This window comes from Paenibacillus sp. FSL E2-0151, from assembly GCF_037993015.1.
In the GTDB taxonomy this organism is placed as follows: domain Bacteria; phylum Bacillota; class Bacilli; order Paenibacillales; family Paenibacillaceae; genus Paenibacillus; species Paenibacillus amylolyticus.
This window is the reverse complement of record NZ_CP150308.1, coordinates 549,645-567,047: the sequence shown is the minus strand read 5'-3', so window position 1 is coordinate 567,047 and position 17,403 is coordinate 549,645. Positions and strand designations below refer to the sequence as shown.

At 46.7% G+C, this 17,403-nt stretch carries 18 protein-coding genes; all 18 read right to left on the bottom strand.

All coding sequences use genetic code 11. The annotated features are described in order from the left end of the window. Positions 1 to 158: 158 nt before the first annotated feature. Positions 159 to 1,451 (bottom strand): arsenic transporter, encoded by a 1,293-nt coding sequence (locus MHI55_RS02795; RefSeq protein WP_076253862.1) that lies wholly within the window; start codon positions 1,449 to 1,451, stop codon positions 159 to 161. 188 nt (positions 1,452 to 1,639) lie between these two features. Further along, on the bottom strand, positions 1,640 to 3,727 hold the full coding sequence (locus MHI55_RS02790) for a methyl-accepting chemotaxis protein (protein WP_339190095.1): 2,088 nt from the start codon (positions 3,725 to 3,727) through the stop codon (positions 1,640 to 1,642). Positions 3,728 to 3,899: 172 nt separating this feature from the next. Next, positions 3,900 to 4,958 carry an EAL domain-containing protein gene (locus tag MHI55_RS02785; protein ID WP_036616769.1) on the bottom strand — a complete coding sequence of 353 codons (1,059 nt, stop codon included), beginning with the start codon at positions 4,956 to 4,958 and terminating at the stop codon, positions 3,900 to 3,902. A 224-nt stretch (positions 4,959 to 5,182) separates the two neighbouring features. Beyond that, positions 5,183 to 6,019: an IS3 family transposase gene (locus tag MHI55_RS02780; protein ID WP_235193718.1), complete on the bottom strand. Its 837-nt coding sequence runs from the start codon at positions 6,017 to 6,019 to the stop codon at positions 5,183 to 5,185. Between the two features lie 23 nt (positions 6,020 to 6,042). Further along, positions 6,043 to 6,363 carry a transposase gene (locus MHI55_RS02775; protein ID WP_076319340.1) on the bottom strand — a complete coding sequence of 107 codons (321 nt, stop codon included), beginning with the start codon at positions 6,361 to 6,363 and terminating at the stop codon, positions 6,043 to 6,045. 104 nt (positions 6,364 to 6,467) lie between these two features. Beyond that, entirely contained in the window at positions 6,468 to 8,741 is a 2,274-nt protein-coding gene (locus MHI55_RS02770) for a bifunctional 2',3'-cyclic-nucleotide 2'-phosphodiesterase/3'-nucleotidase (protein WP_340390565.1), read from the bottom strand. 483 nt (positions 8,742 to 9,224) lie between these two features. After that, complete coding sequence (locus MHI55_RS02765; protein WP_339190096.1) at positions 9,225 to 9,641, bottom strand: pyridoxamine 5'-phosphate oxidase family protein; 417 nt, start codon at positions 9,639 to 9,641, stop codon at positions 9,225 to 9,227. 459 nt (positions 9,642 to 10,100) lie between these two features. Continuing rightward, positions 10,101 to 10,559: an NUDIX domain-containing protein gene (locus tag MHI55_RS02760; RefSeq protein ID WP_340390564.1), complete on the bottom strand. Its 459-nt coding sequence runs from the start codon at positions 10,557 to 10,559 to the stop codon at positions 10,101 to 10,103. 86 nt (positions 10,560 to 10,645) lie between these two features. Continuing rightward, positions 10,646 to 11,419: a 5-oxoprolinase subunit PxpA gene (locus tag MHI55_RS02755; RefSeq protein ID WP_340388694.1), complete on the bottom strand. Its 774-nt coding sequence runs from the start codon at positions 11,417 to 11,419 to the stop codon at positions 10,646 to 10,648. Continuing rightward, positions 11,419 to 12,450 (bottom strand): biotin-dependent carboxyltransferase family protein, encoded by a 1,032-nt coding sequence (locus tag MHI55_RS02750; protein WP_340388692.1) that lies wholly within the window; start codon positions 12,448 to 12,450, stop codon positions 11,419 to 11,421. Before MHI55_RS02750 ends, MHI55_RS02755 begins: the two co-directional genes overlap by 1 nt. Next, complete coding sequence (gene pxpB / locus MHI55_RS02745; protein WP_340388690.1) at positions 12,447 to 13,163, bottom strand: 5-oxoprolinase subunit PxpB; 717 nt, start codon at positions 13,161 to 13,163, stop codon at positions 12,447 to 12,449. The genes MHI55_RS02750 and pxpB overlap by 4 nt, the downstream gene beginning before the upstream one ends. Before the next feature lie 38 nt (positions 13,164 to 13,201). Next, positions 13,202 to 14,035: a DUF2785 domain-containing protein gene (locus tag MHI55_RS02740; RefSeq protein ID WP_340388688.1), complete on the bottom strand. Its 834-nt coding sequence runs from the start codon at positions 14,033 to 14,035 to the stop codon at positions 13,202 to 13,204. Between the two features lie 3 nt (positions 14,036 to 14,038). After that, the gene (locus MHI55_RS02735; protein ID WP_340388685.1) at positions 14,039 to 14,629 is read right to left on the bottom strand and encodes a histidine phosphatase family protein; all 591 of its coding nucleotides are present in this window, start codon (positions 14,627 to 14,629) and stop codon (positions 14,039 to 14,041) included. Further along, a complete protein-coding gene (locus MHI55_RS02730; protein ID WP_340388683.1) occupies positions 14,626 to 15,216 on the bottom strand; it encodes a DUF1572 family protein in 591 nt (196 codons plus the stop codon). The genes MHI55_RS02735 and MHI55_RS02730 overlap by 4 nt, the downstream gene beginning before the upstream one ends. Before the next feature lie 70 nt (positions 15,217 to 15,286). Beyond that, positions 15,287 to 15,616, bottom strand: coding sequence for a DUF952 domain-containing protein (locus MHI55_RS02725; protein ID WP_036673184.1), 330 nt, complete (start codon positions 15,614 to 15,616; stop codon positions 15,287 to 15,289). 51 nt (positions 15,617 to 15,667) lie between these two features. Then, a complete protein-coding gene (locus MHI55_RS02720) occupies positions 15,668 to 16,225 on the bottom strand; it encodes a GNAT family N-acetyltransferase (RefSeq protein ID WP_340388681.1) in 558 nt (185 codons plus the stop codon). Further along, positions 16,222 to 16,662 carry a DUF2809 domain-containing protein gene (locus MHI55_RS02715; protein ID WP_340388679.1) on the bottom strand — a complete coding sequence of 147 codons (441 nt, stop codon included), beginning with the start codon at positions 16,660 to 16,662 and terminating at the stop codon, positions 16,222 to 16,224. The genes MHI55_RS02720 and MHI55_RS02715 overlap by 4 nt, the downstream gene beginning before the upstream one ends. A 4-nt stretch (positions 16,663 to 16,666) precedes the next feature. Beyond that, complete coding sequence (locus tag MHI55_RS02710) at positions 16,667 to 17,218, bottom strand: GrpB family protein (protein ID WP_340388677.1); 552 nt, start codon at positions 17,216 to 17,218, stop codon at positions 16,667 to 16,669. Positions 17,219 to 17,403: the final 185 nt, after the last annotated feature.

Here is a 17,403-nt window from a genome sequence, read left to right as displayed (position 1 = left end):
GAATCGTTTGGGAAGGAAAACAGAACACAAAAAAACCAACCTTCTAAAAAGGTTGGTTTTTTTGTATAGTACCACTACATCCATGACAATAAACGCGATCCCTACAAACACTAGGCCCTTAACGGTTTGTTCTGGTTCCAAATGTAATTACGATTGTACTAACCTATAATCCATAGCCATAGCGCCAATCCGGCCAACGTAATTAACAATGTCGGAATCGTCAGAATGATACCTGCTTTGAAATAGTAACCCCATGTAATCTTTACACCTTTGCGGGACAACACATGCAGCCACAGCAATGTGGCAAGTGATCCAATTGGGGTCATTTTGGGACCCAGGTCGGAACCAATGACATTGGCATAGATCAATGCTTCCTGAATAATACCTTCGGTATGTGCGCCCTGGATGGCTAGCAGGTTAATCAACACGGTCGGCAGATTGTTCATCACCGATGATAATACAGCAGCGATAATGCCCATCCCGAGCGAAGCAGCCAGCAGACCATGCTCTGCTATGGCATCCAGCCAGCGGCTCAGATGATCCGTTAACCCTGCATTACGCAGTCCATATACGACGATATACATGCCCACCGAGAACACCACAATCGACCATGGCGCTTCCTTGATTACCCGTTTCAGATCAACAGCCTCGCTCTTGCGTGCCAACAAAGCGAACAGCAACGCAACGGAGCCAACGATAACCGACACGGGAATCGGCAGAAACTCACTGGATGCATAGGCAACCAATAACAGCCCAAGCATGAACCAGGCGATTCGGAACATCCGTGGATCACGTATCGCTTCCTTGGGGTCACGTGCCGCGGAGATGTCGTAGCGAAGGGGTATGCTTTTGCGATAGAACAAAAACAACATCCCCGTACTCGCTACGATGGAGAACAGATTGGGCACAACCATGCGTACAGCATACTCCACAAATGTAATGCCAAAGAAATCGGCCGAAACAATGTTAACCAGATTGCTGACGACCAGCGGTAACGACGTGGTATCGGCGATAAACCCACTCGCCATCACAAAAGCCAACACCATGCGCTCATCAAACTTCAATGCACGCACCATGGCCAGCACAATTGGCGTCAGAATGAGCGCGGCACCGTCATTCGCGAACAAGGCAGACACCGCGGCTCCCAGCAGAATGGAGTAGAAGAACAGTCTGCGACCGTCTCCTCCAGCCAGCCTAGCCATATGAAGGGCAGCCCATTCGAAGAAACCCGTCTCGTCGAGAATGAGCGAAATCATAATAATGCCAACAAAGGCTAGCGTTGCATTCCATACAATGGATGCTACATCCGAGGCATCATTTAAACTGACAACTCCACATAGCAGAGCAAGCAATGCCCCACCCGAGGCAGTCCAACCGATACCCAATCCACGAGGTTGCCAGATCACCAAGGTGATCGTTACTACAAAAATCAGTATTGCTACGTATACCATAGAGCCTCCTGCTGTACCCTGTATCAATATATTATTTCGTTAATTCAATCTTATACTGTAAGATTACACCGCTCTATGCGCGGAATGACCAGACGATATATTTATACAGGGCAACAGGAATATTGTCTATCTTTATTTTCTTTTAATATAAAATTTGTGGTAAGTTATGGTGTTCCTAATTTTAGAATTTATTCTTTACCCTTATCCTTCGGTGTATCCTCCACCATCTTGAACATGCCAAGCAATCCTTGTAATTGTTCCGCCATGCTATTCAGGTGTGCCGAGGATGATGCAATCTCTTCTACCGATGCCAGTTGTTCTTGCGAAGATGCCGACACGGATTCTGTATTCGCAGCCGATTCCTGGGTCACATTCGAAATATCACTCATCGCCTTGGCAACGTGGGATGCACCGCTCTCCAGTTGTTTCGTTGTTGCGGACAAGTCATCCAATGTATGAACAGCATCTTCCACCGCCTCCCGAATCTGAGCAAAGGATTGTCCTGACGTATTCACGGCCTGAATTCCTTCTCCTACCCGGGTCTGAGCCGCATTCATAGCGATTAGAGCGGCATCCATGTCCTGACGGATATTATGAACCACCTCACCGATCTGCGCTGCCGAACTTCCGGATTCTTCTGCCAGTTTGCGTACCTCACCGGCTACAACTGCAAACCCACGACCCGCATCCCCCGCTCTTGCCGCTTCAATAGAAGCATTTAATGCGAGCAAGTTTGTTTGTTTGGAGATGGATGCAATGACATCAACCATGCTACCAATCTCAACGGAACGGGCATTCAGAGATTGAACCACCGTCCCCAGCTGCTCCACCGTTTCCTGGATACTGTTCATCTGCTCCACAGCCTGTCCTGCTGCCTCATTCCCAGATGAAGCCGCTCCGGACGTATGCCGCATATTCGCCGTAATCGACTGCACACGCTCCGACATCATTCGAACATCTTCTGCCATTCGGCTCATCTGTCCCGATCCGTCTTTCACGCTGTTTACCTGCTGCTCTGCACCTTCAGCCAGTTCCTGAATGGCCAGTGTTGAATGTTCAATCGCTTTGGTAGTTTGTTCTGCACTGGCAGACAACTCTTGAGAAGAAGCAGATACCTGCTCTGTCGTTTCCTGTACGCCCAGAATCATCATCCGCAGGTTATCGACCATACGTTCAAAATACTTCGCCAGTTCTCCGACTTCATCTTTACGCCCTGTTTCCATTTTCACGGTCAAGTCACCTTTACTCACGGCTCTGGCAGATTCCTGCAGTCGTTTAATTGGACGCAGCATGGAGCGTGTAAACCATATAATAAAGAGGAGTGTAAGGAACGTAGCCGCCAGAATAACAATAAATGTGGCCATGCGAATATCCTTACTTGCATTAGTTACTTCACTCTTGAGCATCGTGCCTGCAATTTTCCAGCCTGTTGCTTCATTTGTTGAAAAAATCATCATCTTCGGCTGATCGTTGAACACGTAATCGAATTGACCTTCTGGACCTTCATACATCTCATCCAGCAAGCCACTCGTTTCCGGCGTACCTGCATCTGCTACAGGGGATACGACATAGTTTTTGTTTGCATCCATAATAATGACGTAGCCTTCTTTGCCCACCTTAATGGATGTCTGCTCTTGCAGGTCTGTCAGGTCCAGAGATAAACCGATGACACCGGATTGATCCTTTAATGTTTTGGAGATAAACACAACTGCAACACCATCGGTATTAACAGATACAGCTGATACAACAGCTGTACCTGGCTTTTCCATCGCTAGTTTGTACCACTCCCGCTCCCTAGGGTCAAAAGCATCTCCCCGTGTGCTGCTCGCTGTTGGTTTACCTCGAACCATGACTCCGTCTGTTGTTCCTACAAAAATATTCATGGCATCGGGATGCAAGCCCAGATATTGCTCCAGTTTCAACTGAAGCTCGGGACTATCGTTCTCCCCTTTGATCAGGCTCGGATCAAGAGCATCCGCGAAATAGTTAATGTCATGAATCTTGTAATTCACTTGGCTTTCTACAATGGTATTGGCAGTGCTCACACTTTGCATGGCACTATCCACTAATTGTCCTTGTACGCCATCTTCAGCCATCGTTAGTGTGATTAAGCCGACTGCCAAGCTTGGCAGGAGTAGAACGGCCAGGAAGGAGACCAATAGTTTGTTCCTTATATTCCAGACAAAACCTTTCTTTTTCTTCTTTTTATTTTGACTATGTTTTGGTTTGGCAGGTTTCGCTGCTTTCATTGGTTTATTATCCTGAGTTTCACTCATGTCTTTCTCCCCCTCAAAATGTAAAAATGCCCTCTTTCTTTGTATGTATGGATCAATCTAAAGGCTTATCTTATATATCGGCTAAATGAGGGTATTTATTTGAGAGAAAAATGTGCAGGCACGCCAAACAAGCCACCTCTGATCAGAAGCGACTTGTACAAGGTACAGGTTACTAATTATTCCATGAAATAGATGAAGTATTAGAGTACGGACCGCCTGGGGGTTGTGCCGAGGGTTTACCAAAATAGTAGCCCTGTGCAAGCTCAATACCTATGGAACGACAGAATTCAAACTCTTCCATCCGTTCGATCCCCTCGGCAAGGACTTGCCCTCCAAATCGACTCGACATCTCAACAATGTGAAGAATTTTCTCTTGTTTGGTCGAATCCTGATCACAACGGTCAATAAGACTTCGATCTATTTTGACAAAATCCGGTTCTAACCGATTCATCAGCTCTATTGTCGAATATCCGGCACCCACATCATCCAGTGCAACCGACATTCCACGGGAACGATATACCTCAAATATTTGCTGCAAGATGGGCATATGATGAATCTGCTCTGTTTCCACGACTTCAAACACAAAATCTTTGGGGTCCAGCGAAAGGCGTTCAATCGCTTCAAACGTATGTGTCAGACAATATTCGGGATTGTATATGGAGGAAGGCAGGAAATTGACGAAGCGTTTGACACCATGCGGCAGAAAAAGGGCACTGGTCTCAATAGCAGTAATACGCGCCAATCGATCCAGAAAAGAATGTAGTCCGGTCTCACGCGCAACTTCAAATAATTCATAGGAACTGAAGGATTTTCCATTCTCAGCAGGACGAAGCAAAAACTCATATCCGATAATCTGCTCCGATGCATCAACGATGGGTTGCATATGACTGCTGAATTGATGCTCCAGAATAATGGAAACAAGCTCCGCATGTTTGAAACGGGACTCCTGCATGGTTAGACTAATCCAGCTTTCTTCATTAACCTGTTCGTAAATAGGCATAATCTGAACAGTTAGGGAATCACGTAATGTCGGATCAATTTCGCCGATCTCTTTTATTAAATTCTGAACCGTCTCAAGATTCGAAAAATCCATCCACATCATGTCATCCGACGTCTCGATAAGTCTTCCCGGCGTTTGTAGCGCTTCCAGCAAAGCGGGGGAAATGGGACGCAAGTACAAGGTACCTTGGCCCTCTATAGGATAGATTGGACTGCAGCCACTGCAATTCATGTAGGACCCCCCTTGCCAATTTAGATTCCATGTCCATTAATGTTCACTTGTATATACCCAAAGTTTGTAAATATTATATCATGGGTCTTAAAATTAATCTCTACTGTTTTGATGACTTCCTGTATGACGGTTCTTGGAACAAATATATTCAAATTTGCAGAAAAAAAGACCGACAGTCTGATGACTGTTGGTCATACCCCTGTCAAGTAGACAGATGAAAAAAGCTATGCTGCCAGCGCGCATCGATATTCAATCGGTGCGCGCTGTTTGAGTTTGGCTTGAAAGCGTCGGTAGTTGTAATTGTACACGTAATCTTCCACGGCTTGTCGAATCTCGGCTTCTGAATTACACTGGATAAGGTACAGCTTCTCTGTTTTGAGATGCGAAAAGAAAGATTCGATGCATGCGTTATCCAGGCAGGTTGCTTTGCGAGAGTGGCTGCCTTTGACGCCGAATGCTTCTAATCGTGAGTTGTACACCTGAGACGTGTATTGGAAGCCCTGATCCGAATGGAGCACGGCTTCCGAAACGTCTCTTTTTTGTGTCCATTGTTCCACCGTATCCAATACGAGCTGAACATCGTTCCGTTTAGATAATTGCCAAGCGACAATTTCGTTGTTGAACAAGTCTTGAATCACAGACAGGTAAACGAATGTGTTTCCATCCGAAATATAAGTTATATCCGTCACCATTTTTTGCTGAGGTGCTGTGGCATGAAATTTGCGCTTTAGGCGATTCGGATAAATCACAGATGGCGTATAGCTGGACTTCTTCCGCTTCTTGCGAATTACCGATTGGATCGATAGTTCCCGCATGATTCGCCATACTTTCTTGTGATTAACGTTCAGACCAGACTCCCAGAGCGCCGTTGTCATGCGAGGATAACCAAACTCTCGATTTGCAAAATGAATAGCCATCATGTGCTCTTTGATCTCACGCTCACGGTCTTGTCTTGCGTCTCGCTGTGGCTGTGTTGCTCGCCATTTGTAGTAACTGGAACGGGGTATTCCTGTAATCGATAATAGGCGTGTAATGCCATGCGAGCAACGCAATTCGTCTATGATATCGTAGTTCTCCCGTTGGCTTAGTGCTTCTCCTTTACTAGATTTGGATACCGCTTTTTTAAATAATCTACCTGTGCTTGAAGGTAGTCCCGTTCCTCTTCTACACTGCTAAAGGCAGTACGAGGCCGTCCTTTCAGTGGATTCGGAACATTGTTTTTTCGCTCATCGAATGCTTCCCCGTTTTTCCATTTTTTTACCCACACCTTCAGTTGTGAACAGTTTCGAATTCCTTCGCGATCAGCGACCACCTTGTAACTTGAAGAACCTTCGACATAGGATCTAACAGCATTCAATTTAAATTCTTCGGTATACGTGTGAAATGTTTGTCCTTTTTTGGCCATAAAAATATCCCCTCCAAGTGTCACTTGAACCCTCATGATAACATGAAGGTTTTTTCAAGTGTCTACTTAAAGGGGATAATACCAGGTCGGTCTCCCTCAACTTATTAAACTTTAGAAGCGGGAATCACGATTTTCTGTCCAACTTTCAGGTTATGCACATTTGAGATTTGGTTAGCTGTCGCAAGCTTGCGCCAGTCTACACCATATTTCAAACCTATGCGGTACAAGTTATCGCCTTTTTTCACCACATATACCACTTTGCCGCCCGCTGGTTTCTCAGGCTGTGGCTTGGTCGTTGGTTTGGTTGGAGTAGTCGGCTCCGTAGGTTTAGTTGGCTTTGTAGGTGTTGGAGCAGGCTCCGTACCTGGTTTCGGAGTTGTTGTTGCTTCTCCAGTCAATTTCATGCCGTATTCAGCAAAACCATCATCATTTGTACCAATGAAAGACATCGCCGGGTTTGCTTCAACCAGATCTTTTGCATCCGGGGAAGAAGCAAACACAACTTCAAGATCGTTCAGCGCTGCTGCGGTTAACCCAGCAGATGGCTTAATTGGTGCCAGGGACCAGTTACCGTCCGCTGCCGGATTAATCGTTTTATTCTCACGGATGTAGTCGATGATCACTTGACGGTTCTCATCCGGTGCAGCCAGAACGATACGTTTACCGTCCGGGTTAGCCAGCTTGGACGAAGAAGCACGGTAGTTATTTGTCGCTACGATGAATTTTTGCGCTGGGTCAATCGGTTTACCGTTAAAACTCAGATCCTTGATCCGGCTTGCCGATGCATTTACAACGGTTGCTTTGCCGTCATACTTGGCTGGTTGTGTCACATCAATCTGATACGTTACACCATCGATAACATCGAAGTTGTACGTTGGGAAGTCATTGTTGATCAGTTGTTGTTGTCCACCTTTAGCCGGGTCGATCTGGTTGAACTGACCTGCAGACCATTCCAGCCATTCTTTCAGTTCTGCGCCGTTAACCATTACAGCATGTACCGTATTTGGATACACGTACAGGTCAGCAACGTTTTTGATGGCAATGGTGCCTTTAGGAATATTCGTGTAATACGAAGCGCCTGAACGTCCACCGGCTTTGAACGGTGCACCTGCGGACAATACAGGGATTTTCTCATATTCCGTACCTTGCATATGTTTTTCGACATACCATTTCTGTGCATTCGTTACGATCTGAATGGATGGATCATCCTGAACCAGAGCGAAGAAGCTGTTGATAGGTGCAGTCGTTTCGCCCACCGGACCACGAACATACTCCAATGTACCTTCATGCTCTTCATGAACCGCATCAATGATGTCCTGATCAGCCTCTACCAGTGGTTTTTTGTTGGCTGTGTCATAGATTGGGCGTGCTTCCGTTTTGGAATCGACCACTTTCCATTTGCCATCCACTTGTTCTAGATCCAGATCAATAATCCCCAGGTGATCCCCCCAGAATCCTGGCTCTACAGCAGGAACGCCGTTAATGGTGCCCTTCTCCAGGTCTACCCCTTTTTTGCCGGAAAAATCAGCACTTGGGAACACTTTGTGGGCATGTCCAAACAGAATAGCATTAATGCCTTCAACTTGGCTCAGATACAGAACGGAGTTCTCCATCAGATCCGTTTGAGGAATTTCCTCAAATCCGGAGTGAGGAATAGCTACAATAATGTCGGCACCTTTGGCTTTCATTTCAGGAATGAATTTTTTCGCAGTAGCAATAATGTCTTTGGCGATGACCTTACCTTCAAGATTAGCGCTGTCCCATTGCATGATTTGTGGCGGTACAAATCCGATCACACCCACTTTGATCGTATGTTCTTTGCCCGTCTCATCCGTTACTTTTTTATCCAAAATCTCATACGGTGTGAAATAGTTCTTGTCATTTGTCTCATCATCATCACCATCGTCTACATAAACATTGGCATTAATGTAAGGGAAGTTCGCTCCCTCCAGCGTCATGTCCAGGAAGTCCAGACCATAGTTGAACTCATGGTTACCGATGTTACCTGCATCATAATCGAGCAGATTCATCGCTTTATATACAGGGTGAGTCTCACCCTTTTTCAATGGATCAATTTTGGCAGTGTAGTCTCCCAGCGGATTCCCCTGAATTAGATCCCCGTTATCAAACAGCAGGCTGTTCTTCGCTTCGTCACGGGCTTTCTTAATCAATGTTGCTGTTTTAGCGAGTCCATATTGGTCTGTCTCTTTGTCGGAATAATAATCATAGTTAACCAGATTGGTATGAATGTCTGTGGTCTCCATGATCCGCAGTTTAACTTTGGCAGCATCCGCAGCCGACACAGGTACCGGAAATACCGCAAGCACGTTTAATGCAACCAAAGCGGCAGTCAGGCTTGATAATACTTTTTTTCTCATTTTCAAAATAACCCCTCCCGGTTATGTACATTGAATCATGCATTAATAGGCAAACGAAGAGCGCAGAAAAAAGATAGATTTCATGGGTTGTGCGTACTGACGCTCTGATGACATGCATCGGAATTTCAGGTAAGTTTATCTCACATGAACATCTATTTATGTCTGTGCTTGTCGTTTACATTCCAAATCATAACGCAATGTTCAGTCATTGAAAAGCATTATTTTTTACATTACCCGCACATACCTAGGTAAGTTTACATTATCATGCGTGATTTCGACATTTTTTTCAACATTTTAGTAGGTATTTAGTGCTTATTATCTTTGAAATACGTATATTACATGTGCCTTACATGTATATCCAATTCAGCGTTATTCATCCATACCAAAAACCGTGAAACCTTAATGGCTTTCACGGTTGGATTAAACTCTGCGCGTATTTTCGCATAAGGACGCTACTTTGCAGAGGTTATGTTCATATTCGGATTATTGTTCCCACACATGATGTTCATGATCTTTCCCTGTATATTCGATACGAGCCGGGGTGATGTCCAGAATGACATAGTTCGGATCATTAGGTCCATCGAACCACACCTTCAGTTCATCGTTCCACACTTGCTCACGCAAGCCTTCGTTCTTTGTCACTTCACAGGTTCCTTCAATCTCAACTACTTCCTTGGAACCACCAGCCTCATAACCTAGTAGCAGGCTAACATTCGGATTATTCTCCAGTTCCTCTACTTTGTGTGTACGGCGGTTCGTTGCCAGATGAATGTTCAGTCCATCGTTGAAAAGCGCCATATAGCGGGATTTTGGTTTACCATTCTCCACAGTGGAGAAGCTGCAAAAAGGGTTGTTTTCCAATGCTTTTACAATATTTTGTTCCAATTCAGTCTGGTTCATGGGAAGTGCTCCTTTCGGTTTGGGGGAATGTTGGAAGGACTATGTAGGCCGTTGCGGGTACGGATCGTTCTTTGGATCGCTGTTATCCCCGGATTTTTTTGATTCCCTTTTCTCAAAGGGAAAATCCGGTGATAAAGGCGAACGCTTTGCTTCCTCAGAATCGATTCCGTCCCCTCCACTACGTCTACCGTTCTTCCAATTTGTGGAGTGGGTAAGCTAAAGTTCAAACAGAAACCTGTACTTAACTTTGCAGGTTTCGTTTCTTTAGGTTTTTATCCGCTCCGTTGCTGTGTATAAGTACAGTCAACTTACGTTAGGTGTTATAAGCCTGTACTTATAGTGTACCCACCTCACCTATGGTGAATCCATGAACCGATACGCTAACGTGACAAAATTGGAAAAGTTCTTTATAAAAATGTTTACATAAAGGGGTTAGCACGATATTTCTTCTTGGCTGATTTAATTCAGATCTCCAAGATAGATTGAAGAAGAGCCTGATTTAAGAAGCAATTCGCCAATTGTTTTTGGATATAAACGAATGTTGGACAGCTCTTCAAGTGCAATCCATTCCACGGCGACTTGGTGGTCGTCTGGATTGGAGCCTTCAAAAACGGTTGCCTCCGGATCTATCAGTCTGCACGCAAAATAAAATTCAACCTGATGGATATCTCCATCCCACTCGGCGAATTCATGATTTTTACCGATATACTCCCGGATATGTAACAGCTCTCCCACATTCACGGCCTGACCAATCTCCTCCAGACATTCACGTGCGACCGCATCCTTGAGTTCTTCACCTTTCTCCTGTCCTCCACCTGGGAACACATAAGCGGTACCATATTGGTCTTCCAGCCGGATGACCAGCAATCGTCCATCCTGCACAATGACAGCCTTTGCCGAGTTGCGTATGGGTTTCATTCTGTTCATTCACTCCTTGTCATTCCAAAATTTCAAAGTTCAATCCGTTCAACCTGATACTACTATTGTTCTGCTGAACAGGCGTATCATTCTGTTGTATGCGCGGATAACTCAATGCCTTCCGATTCCAGTACCTGACGAATCTCTTGCGCAAATGCGAGAGCGTTCGAACCGTCACCGTGGATACAGACAGTCTCTGCCTTAATGGGAACCAATGTACCATCCGTGGATACAACGACTTCGTCTTTCACCATCCGAAGCACTTGAGCAATCGCTTGTCCCGATTCTTCAATGAGGGCTCCAGCTTGGCTGCGAGGAGTTAACTTTCCGTCCGTCCCATAGGTTCGATCCCCAAACACTTCGCTCACACTACGCAGACCGATGCTATCCGCGGCATGAATCAGCTCACTGCCCGCCAGACCATACAGATACAGATCAGGCTGCACTTGATAGATCGCCTCGGCGATGCCTTCAGCAAGCTTCGCATCTTCTACGGCCATATTGTATAAAGCACCATGTGGTTTTACGTGATGCATTCGCCCTCCGTTTGCCCGGACAAATGCATCCAGCGCACCGATCTGATACACCACCATGTCATATGCTTCCCGTGGCGTAATGTCCATACGTCTTCTCCCAAACCCTTGCAAATCCGGCAACCCGGGGTGGGCTCCAATCGCCACCTGATGCTCCAATGCCCTCACCACCGTCAGGCGCATTGTAGCCGGGTCCCCTGCATGAAATCCGCAGGCAATATTGGCTGATGTAATCAAGGGTAGAATGGCCTCGTCCGACAGCGTCCGATATATACCATAACTTTCGCCCAGATCACAATTGATATCCAAGGTTTTCGAGGTATTCATTAAGCGCCCCCCATTCCTGCCATTCTTCTGCGTATCAACTTATCCATGAGCTGCATATTGATTTCCTGTTCCATATACAACTGTCCAGCTTGATCATGCGTAATCTTTTTAAAAGAAATTTGGGTTCCTGGCCTAGTCTGAGCCAGGATTGGCATATCCACCCGAGCTACTTGTGCAATGACAGGATAACCCCCTATCGTCTGATGGTCTGCCATCAAGATGATGGGCTGTCCATCCGGTGGCACCTGCACCGTGCCATAGGTAACGGCTTCAGACAACCGGTCCAGGGGCTGATCCAGCTCCAGTATGGAGCCATGCAAGCGATAGCCCATCCGATCGGATTGCGAAGAAATCACGTATTTTTCGGCATAGAATTGTCCCAGACTTGCCTTACTGAACAGCAAACTATCCTTGCTCTCCATCACACGAATAACAGGTTGCCCATAATAGTCAGGCCTTTCACGTTCAGATAAAAGCCACGCAGGCGCCAATATTCGGTGGGCCCGCTCACTCTCCTTTACCTGCTGCTCCATACGATGCATCCAACCTTGCGCTTCGACAGAAAGTTCACCATTGGATAACAGATCCCCCACGCGCAAGGCTCGGCCCTCGACACCGCCAAGACCTGTCTTGAGGTCTGTACTTCGACTGCCCATCACTTCAGGCACAGCTATTCCACCCGCAATCGCCAGATATCCACGCAAACCATGACGACATTGACCAAACTTCAGTACACTTCCAGCCCGCACCAGCACCGGACGCCACAAGGGTACAGGCAGATGATCCACCGTTGCCGTCAGATCGGCTCCACATAACGAGACTAGCTGGCTCTCCTGAAATCGAAGCTCTGGCCCCGTCATCGTCATCTCCAGTACTGCCGCATGTCGGGAGTTGCCCACAAGCATATTGGCTGCTCTGGCTGCAAAGGTGTCCATGACCCCGCCAGAATGAATACCATACCGGCGATAACCGGTTCTGCCTTCATCCTGAACGGTAGATAACAGACCAGGGCGAATCACTTCAATACTCATCGTTCGCCCTCCTTCCGCTTCAACGCCAGATAGTCCTGCATCGTAATCTGTTTGAATCGAACCCGATCACCTGCTACCAGCAAACTCGGTACGTTCTCTTCCGGCCGAAACAACCGGAGTGGCGTTTGTCCAATACATTGCCATCCCCCGGGTGTATCCACTGGATAGATTCCTGTCTGTTTGCCACCGATACCTACTGTGCCCGCCTCAACCCGAAGCCTTGGCGTTGCCCGTCTGGGCGTAGCAATCTGTTCAGACAACCCACCGAGATACGGAAAACCCGGTGCAAACCCAATCATATGTACGAGATAATCTCCGGATGTATGAATCGCAATAACGTCCTCTGCGGTCAGTCCATGTTCACTGGCAACATAGTCCAGATCAGGGCCCCACTCACCACCATAATATACGGGAATCGTGACCGTTCTGGGTTTGTCTTGGACGGATTCCTTCATTTGATTCAACTGTTGAAGTAGAATCTTGCATAACTGAGGGTAAGAGGAGATGAACGGATCATAAAATACTGTAACGGACGTATATGAAGGCACCCATTCGATCATGGCTGGCAAAGTGCTTTTTTCCAGCAAAGCACATACAGACATCACTCTGCGCTGCACAGCGTCAGACAATTGATCTCCACAATGGATGATAACCGCTGTCTCACCCAGCGGAGATAGGATCTCCTCCGTCCATGCATACGTCAATTCAGTCATGCGCCATCTCCCCCTTTTTCCAAACGTTTAGCGTATCGTTATTTATCTCTCTCCAATGCCTGCAATACCAGTGAACAAACTGCCGGAAACGGCTCATCTTCCTCTGTACGTATCGCAAGATACAGTGTCTGCAAAAACAGACGCACATTCAGGTTCCTATGACTGGTTTCCAGAAGTGATCTTTTCACCGCCGGGTCTCCTTGATGAAGGGTATCGATCCACGTCGTAATATCCTTTGGCTCCAACAGATTGCGACGCAGAATAGTAATCACAGCATGCGCTATTCGCTGATCTTCATCATGGATGTAAACCACACTTGATTCCGTTATTTTTACAGCGAGTGCGTGCAGAAGTTCCAGCAGATCCGTTCGCTCCAGATATGGCGACTGTGCCAGATCTTCAACCGCATCCGCCGCATGTGCGGGGGCATGTGCCCAGCCCTTGTTATCGGCGTAGCCGCGAACATCTTTTTCACGTTCCAGATATGTAGTCAACCGTTGATGAATCCCTGCGATATCCTCTTTGTCCAAGAAAGGTCGCTGACGATCCACATTCAGAATGGGAGGCAGTAACAATACGGAGAACGTCCGCGTAAACACACTATCCGTTCCCTGCTCTCCGATCGCATAGAACAGGTGCTGATCGTCCAGCGCCAACTGCAACATATGCCTTAGCTGATCTTCCGAAAATACACCCTGTCCAATCCATGTTGCAAACGTAACATAGATCAATTCATCCCGCAGGACAGGATCAGTACTACCAATATGCTTCATCATATGCAGTGCCAATTCGTAAGGCTGTTCCTCGTGATCAATGGAATGATTAGACGACTGAATATGCTGTAATTTTTGTTTTAACGTCAGGGCATCCATCTATTAAGACTCCCTTGACGAATCCAAATGCACGCTGCAATTGTACAGTTCGCATTGCCACACATTCTCATTCTTGACGATCCGGGTAATGGATGTGTTGGACAGCTTCACGCTGATATCAAGCTCAGGCACCAGACCTCGCAGTGTATTCCGCAGGACAGCTCCATGACTGACAACGATCACTCTTCCATCGGGGTGCTGCCGTACAATATCTTCAAGCACCGCACTACCTCGAACAGTCCCTGCATCTACAAGCTCACGTCCCAGATCCAGAGTACTCCAGTCCGCTCCCCACTTGGCTAACCGTTCCTCTTCCGTCGTTCCTTCGACCTGTCCTCCGCCCATCTCGCGAAGTCTAGGGTCCAGATGAATCTCCTGAATGCCCAAGCGATCACCAATGATGCGAGCTGTCTCACTTGCACGCTCCAAGTCACTTGAATAGATTGCATCCCAGGATTCCTCGGCCAGTCTCGCGGCAAGTAAAACGGCCTGTTCCCTGCCCTCCTGATCCAGCGGATTATCCGTCTGTCCCTGCGAACGTTTTTCCTTATTCCACGCTGTACTTCCATGGCGAATCAATGCAATTTGAGTCATTGTTGTTCCTCACCTTTTTCTATATGAAGTTCATCTTCTGTAAAATGTTTGCGTGCCTTCGGCTTGGCAAATTTGCCGCCATTATATTGATCTGAACCGTTTCTCGGAATCGAGAGACTGTCCCAAGATGTTTCTTTGAGCATTTTCGCGGCAAATACAATCTGCCCTACATGATACGGATAATGCGCCAATTGCCGAATAATTGCCTCCATGACGGTGTGTCCTTCATTGCGAATGTATATGATGTGAGACAATTGTTCCGGGGTAAACGAACGAATGGCTTCGAGTAGGCATGTCCAGCCTTCCTCCCATTTGGCAAGCAACTCTTCCCGGGATGTAATATCATTCACGAACTCGGCGTCCCGTTCACGCCACGGTTTCTCACCATCTGTTGTCAGTACATCCGTCCAACGGGACAGCATATTGCCCCATAGATGTTTTACGATCACCGCAATGCTGTTCGCGTCTTCATTCCAGGATTGAAACAATTGCTCGGAATCCAGTTGTGCCATGGCTTTTTCCCCGAGCTGCTTGTAATACAAAAATTGCTTCTCGGCTGTCTCCAGAAAAACCTGATTCATATCCATCCGTTTAACCACCCTTCGGAAAAGTATGTTGTCCCCTGATCATGTTCAAACAGAAGCGTCACATGTTACTTTATTCAGGAAATGAGAATGTGCCGTCTGCATTCGGTTCAAATGGAATGACTTTGCGAACAGCATCCAGATTCAGCTCTCCATAGATATGTGGATATAGTTCATTTAATTCGTAGAGATCCTCATACACCAGTTCCGGCTTCAACGCCTTCTCATCAATACTAAGTAATAACAGATCCGTGCGGCCTGCATAGTATTGCCCGGCTACCCATGGAATCTGTTCCTTGGTGGAACAATGAATGAATCCGTCTGTCTCCAGGCTATCTGGTGCATACTCAGTCCCCTTTGACACTTGCTCCCACAACGAACGGGAAATAATACTATAGATCATGGTTCCGCCTCCTTCAATTTCTGCGATGTACCCTATGTGGCATTGGAAGTATTATAGATCATCCCGGATACGGGAGTACAATTTTTGATCCGTGAATACACCTTTGATCTTCAACTGTTTGCGTAGCAAACCTTCGTACGACATGCCCAGCTTCTCCATTACGCGTGCAGAGCCTATGTTGTCTGCATTACATTTCCCCTCCAACCGATTGCAGTCCAGTTCCCGAAAGCAATAATCCATGATGGGTTGCATCGCTTCTGCTGCGAGACCCTTACCCCATTGACTGCTGGCTATCGCGTACCCTAGTTCAGCACTCTGCATGGGTTCGTTGAGATGAAAAATGCCACCCCTCCCGATCAAGGTCCCTGTTTCCTTCAGGATAAAAGCCCAGATATAGACCGTTTTCCGTTCATAATTATCCAGTACCCGCTGAATATATTGAATCGAATCCTCCGTCGTCTCATGGCAGTTCCACAAGCTTTGCTGACTCACTCGCGGATCAGAGGCAAACGCATAATATTCATCAAGATCATCCATCACAAGGCGTCTCAGCTTCAGCCGATGGGTTTCGAATTCGGGCGATTCGGCAAAAAGTTTCTCTCCATTCACTCAGAACACCTCCATGACTCAAACTGAGTGCATGATCCAGCCATCTTATTTCTCAGGAAATAACGATCTATCATAACCATGCACAGAATACCGACCGTATATCGAATCAGATCGATCACCAGAAAACCATGTCCCAAAATAAGAGCACCTAATACGGTAGAGCGTATCTCAATCAGCCAAGGCGTCTGAATCAACTGCGAGAACTCAATCAGCCAGCTGAATAAACAGCTCAAACACATTGCCCATAGCAAGCTGCGATGAGGCCACACCATGCGTACTCCGAAATAAATCATGCCCGCCCAACATGCATCTCCGAAATGTTCATGCACCCAATCCGGTAATCGTTCACCAAAGTATCTGGATGCAAGTCCTGCCGCCATGGTCATCATGACTGCGAAGAAATAGATCAGCCTGTCTCTGATAAGTACGCTTTTCAATCAATCACACGCCTTCATCAAGCACTTGTAAAATAAATTGCGTTTTGGCAGCGGTATACGATTCCCTATCTTCCTTGTTCTCATCAGCAAGCTTTGTCTTCAGGACGGCGTAAGCTTCCACCAGATCTGGGCGTTTTCTCAGCACATCCCGAAACCGAATTTGACGATCCCAGCGTTCTTCTCCCGGGCGCATCAGATGCAGGTGTACAGCTCTCTTGCCATCCTTAACCCTGACCCAGAATCGTCTGTACTCCCGTCCATCCAGTTCAGGCGGAACGTAGTTCCAGCCCAACGGATTCAGCTGATCCACGATCAGATCCATGTCATCCCATGACTGTACCTCTGCCATCAGATCAATAATGGGCTTGGCGGGTAACCCTGGAATGGACGTGCTTCCGATATGTTCGAATTGATGAATATTAAACTGCTGTAGACAACGTTTGAGTTGCCGGATTTCATCCTGAGCCTGCGCATCCCAATTGGGGTTGGCCGGAGCAATCTCTACCGACTCTGTCGCCCAGGCAGGCCAATTTTCCGGTTGCATTGGATCTTTCATTCAGGTATCTCCTCTTCACCATGACATTTTAAATGGTAACCTTCTCTGTATTTTTGATAGGTGCGTTGCTTCATGCGCTTAATCGTAGTACTCCGTTGAAATGTAAGTATGGAACTTAGGGATAAAAGAAGATATTTCAGATACATATTTCTATATATCCAAAAAAGGAGCGTATGTCTACGCCC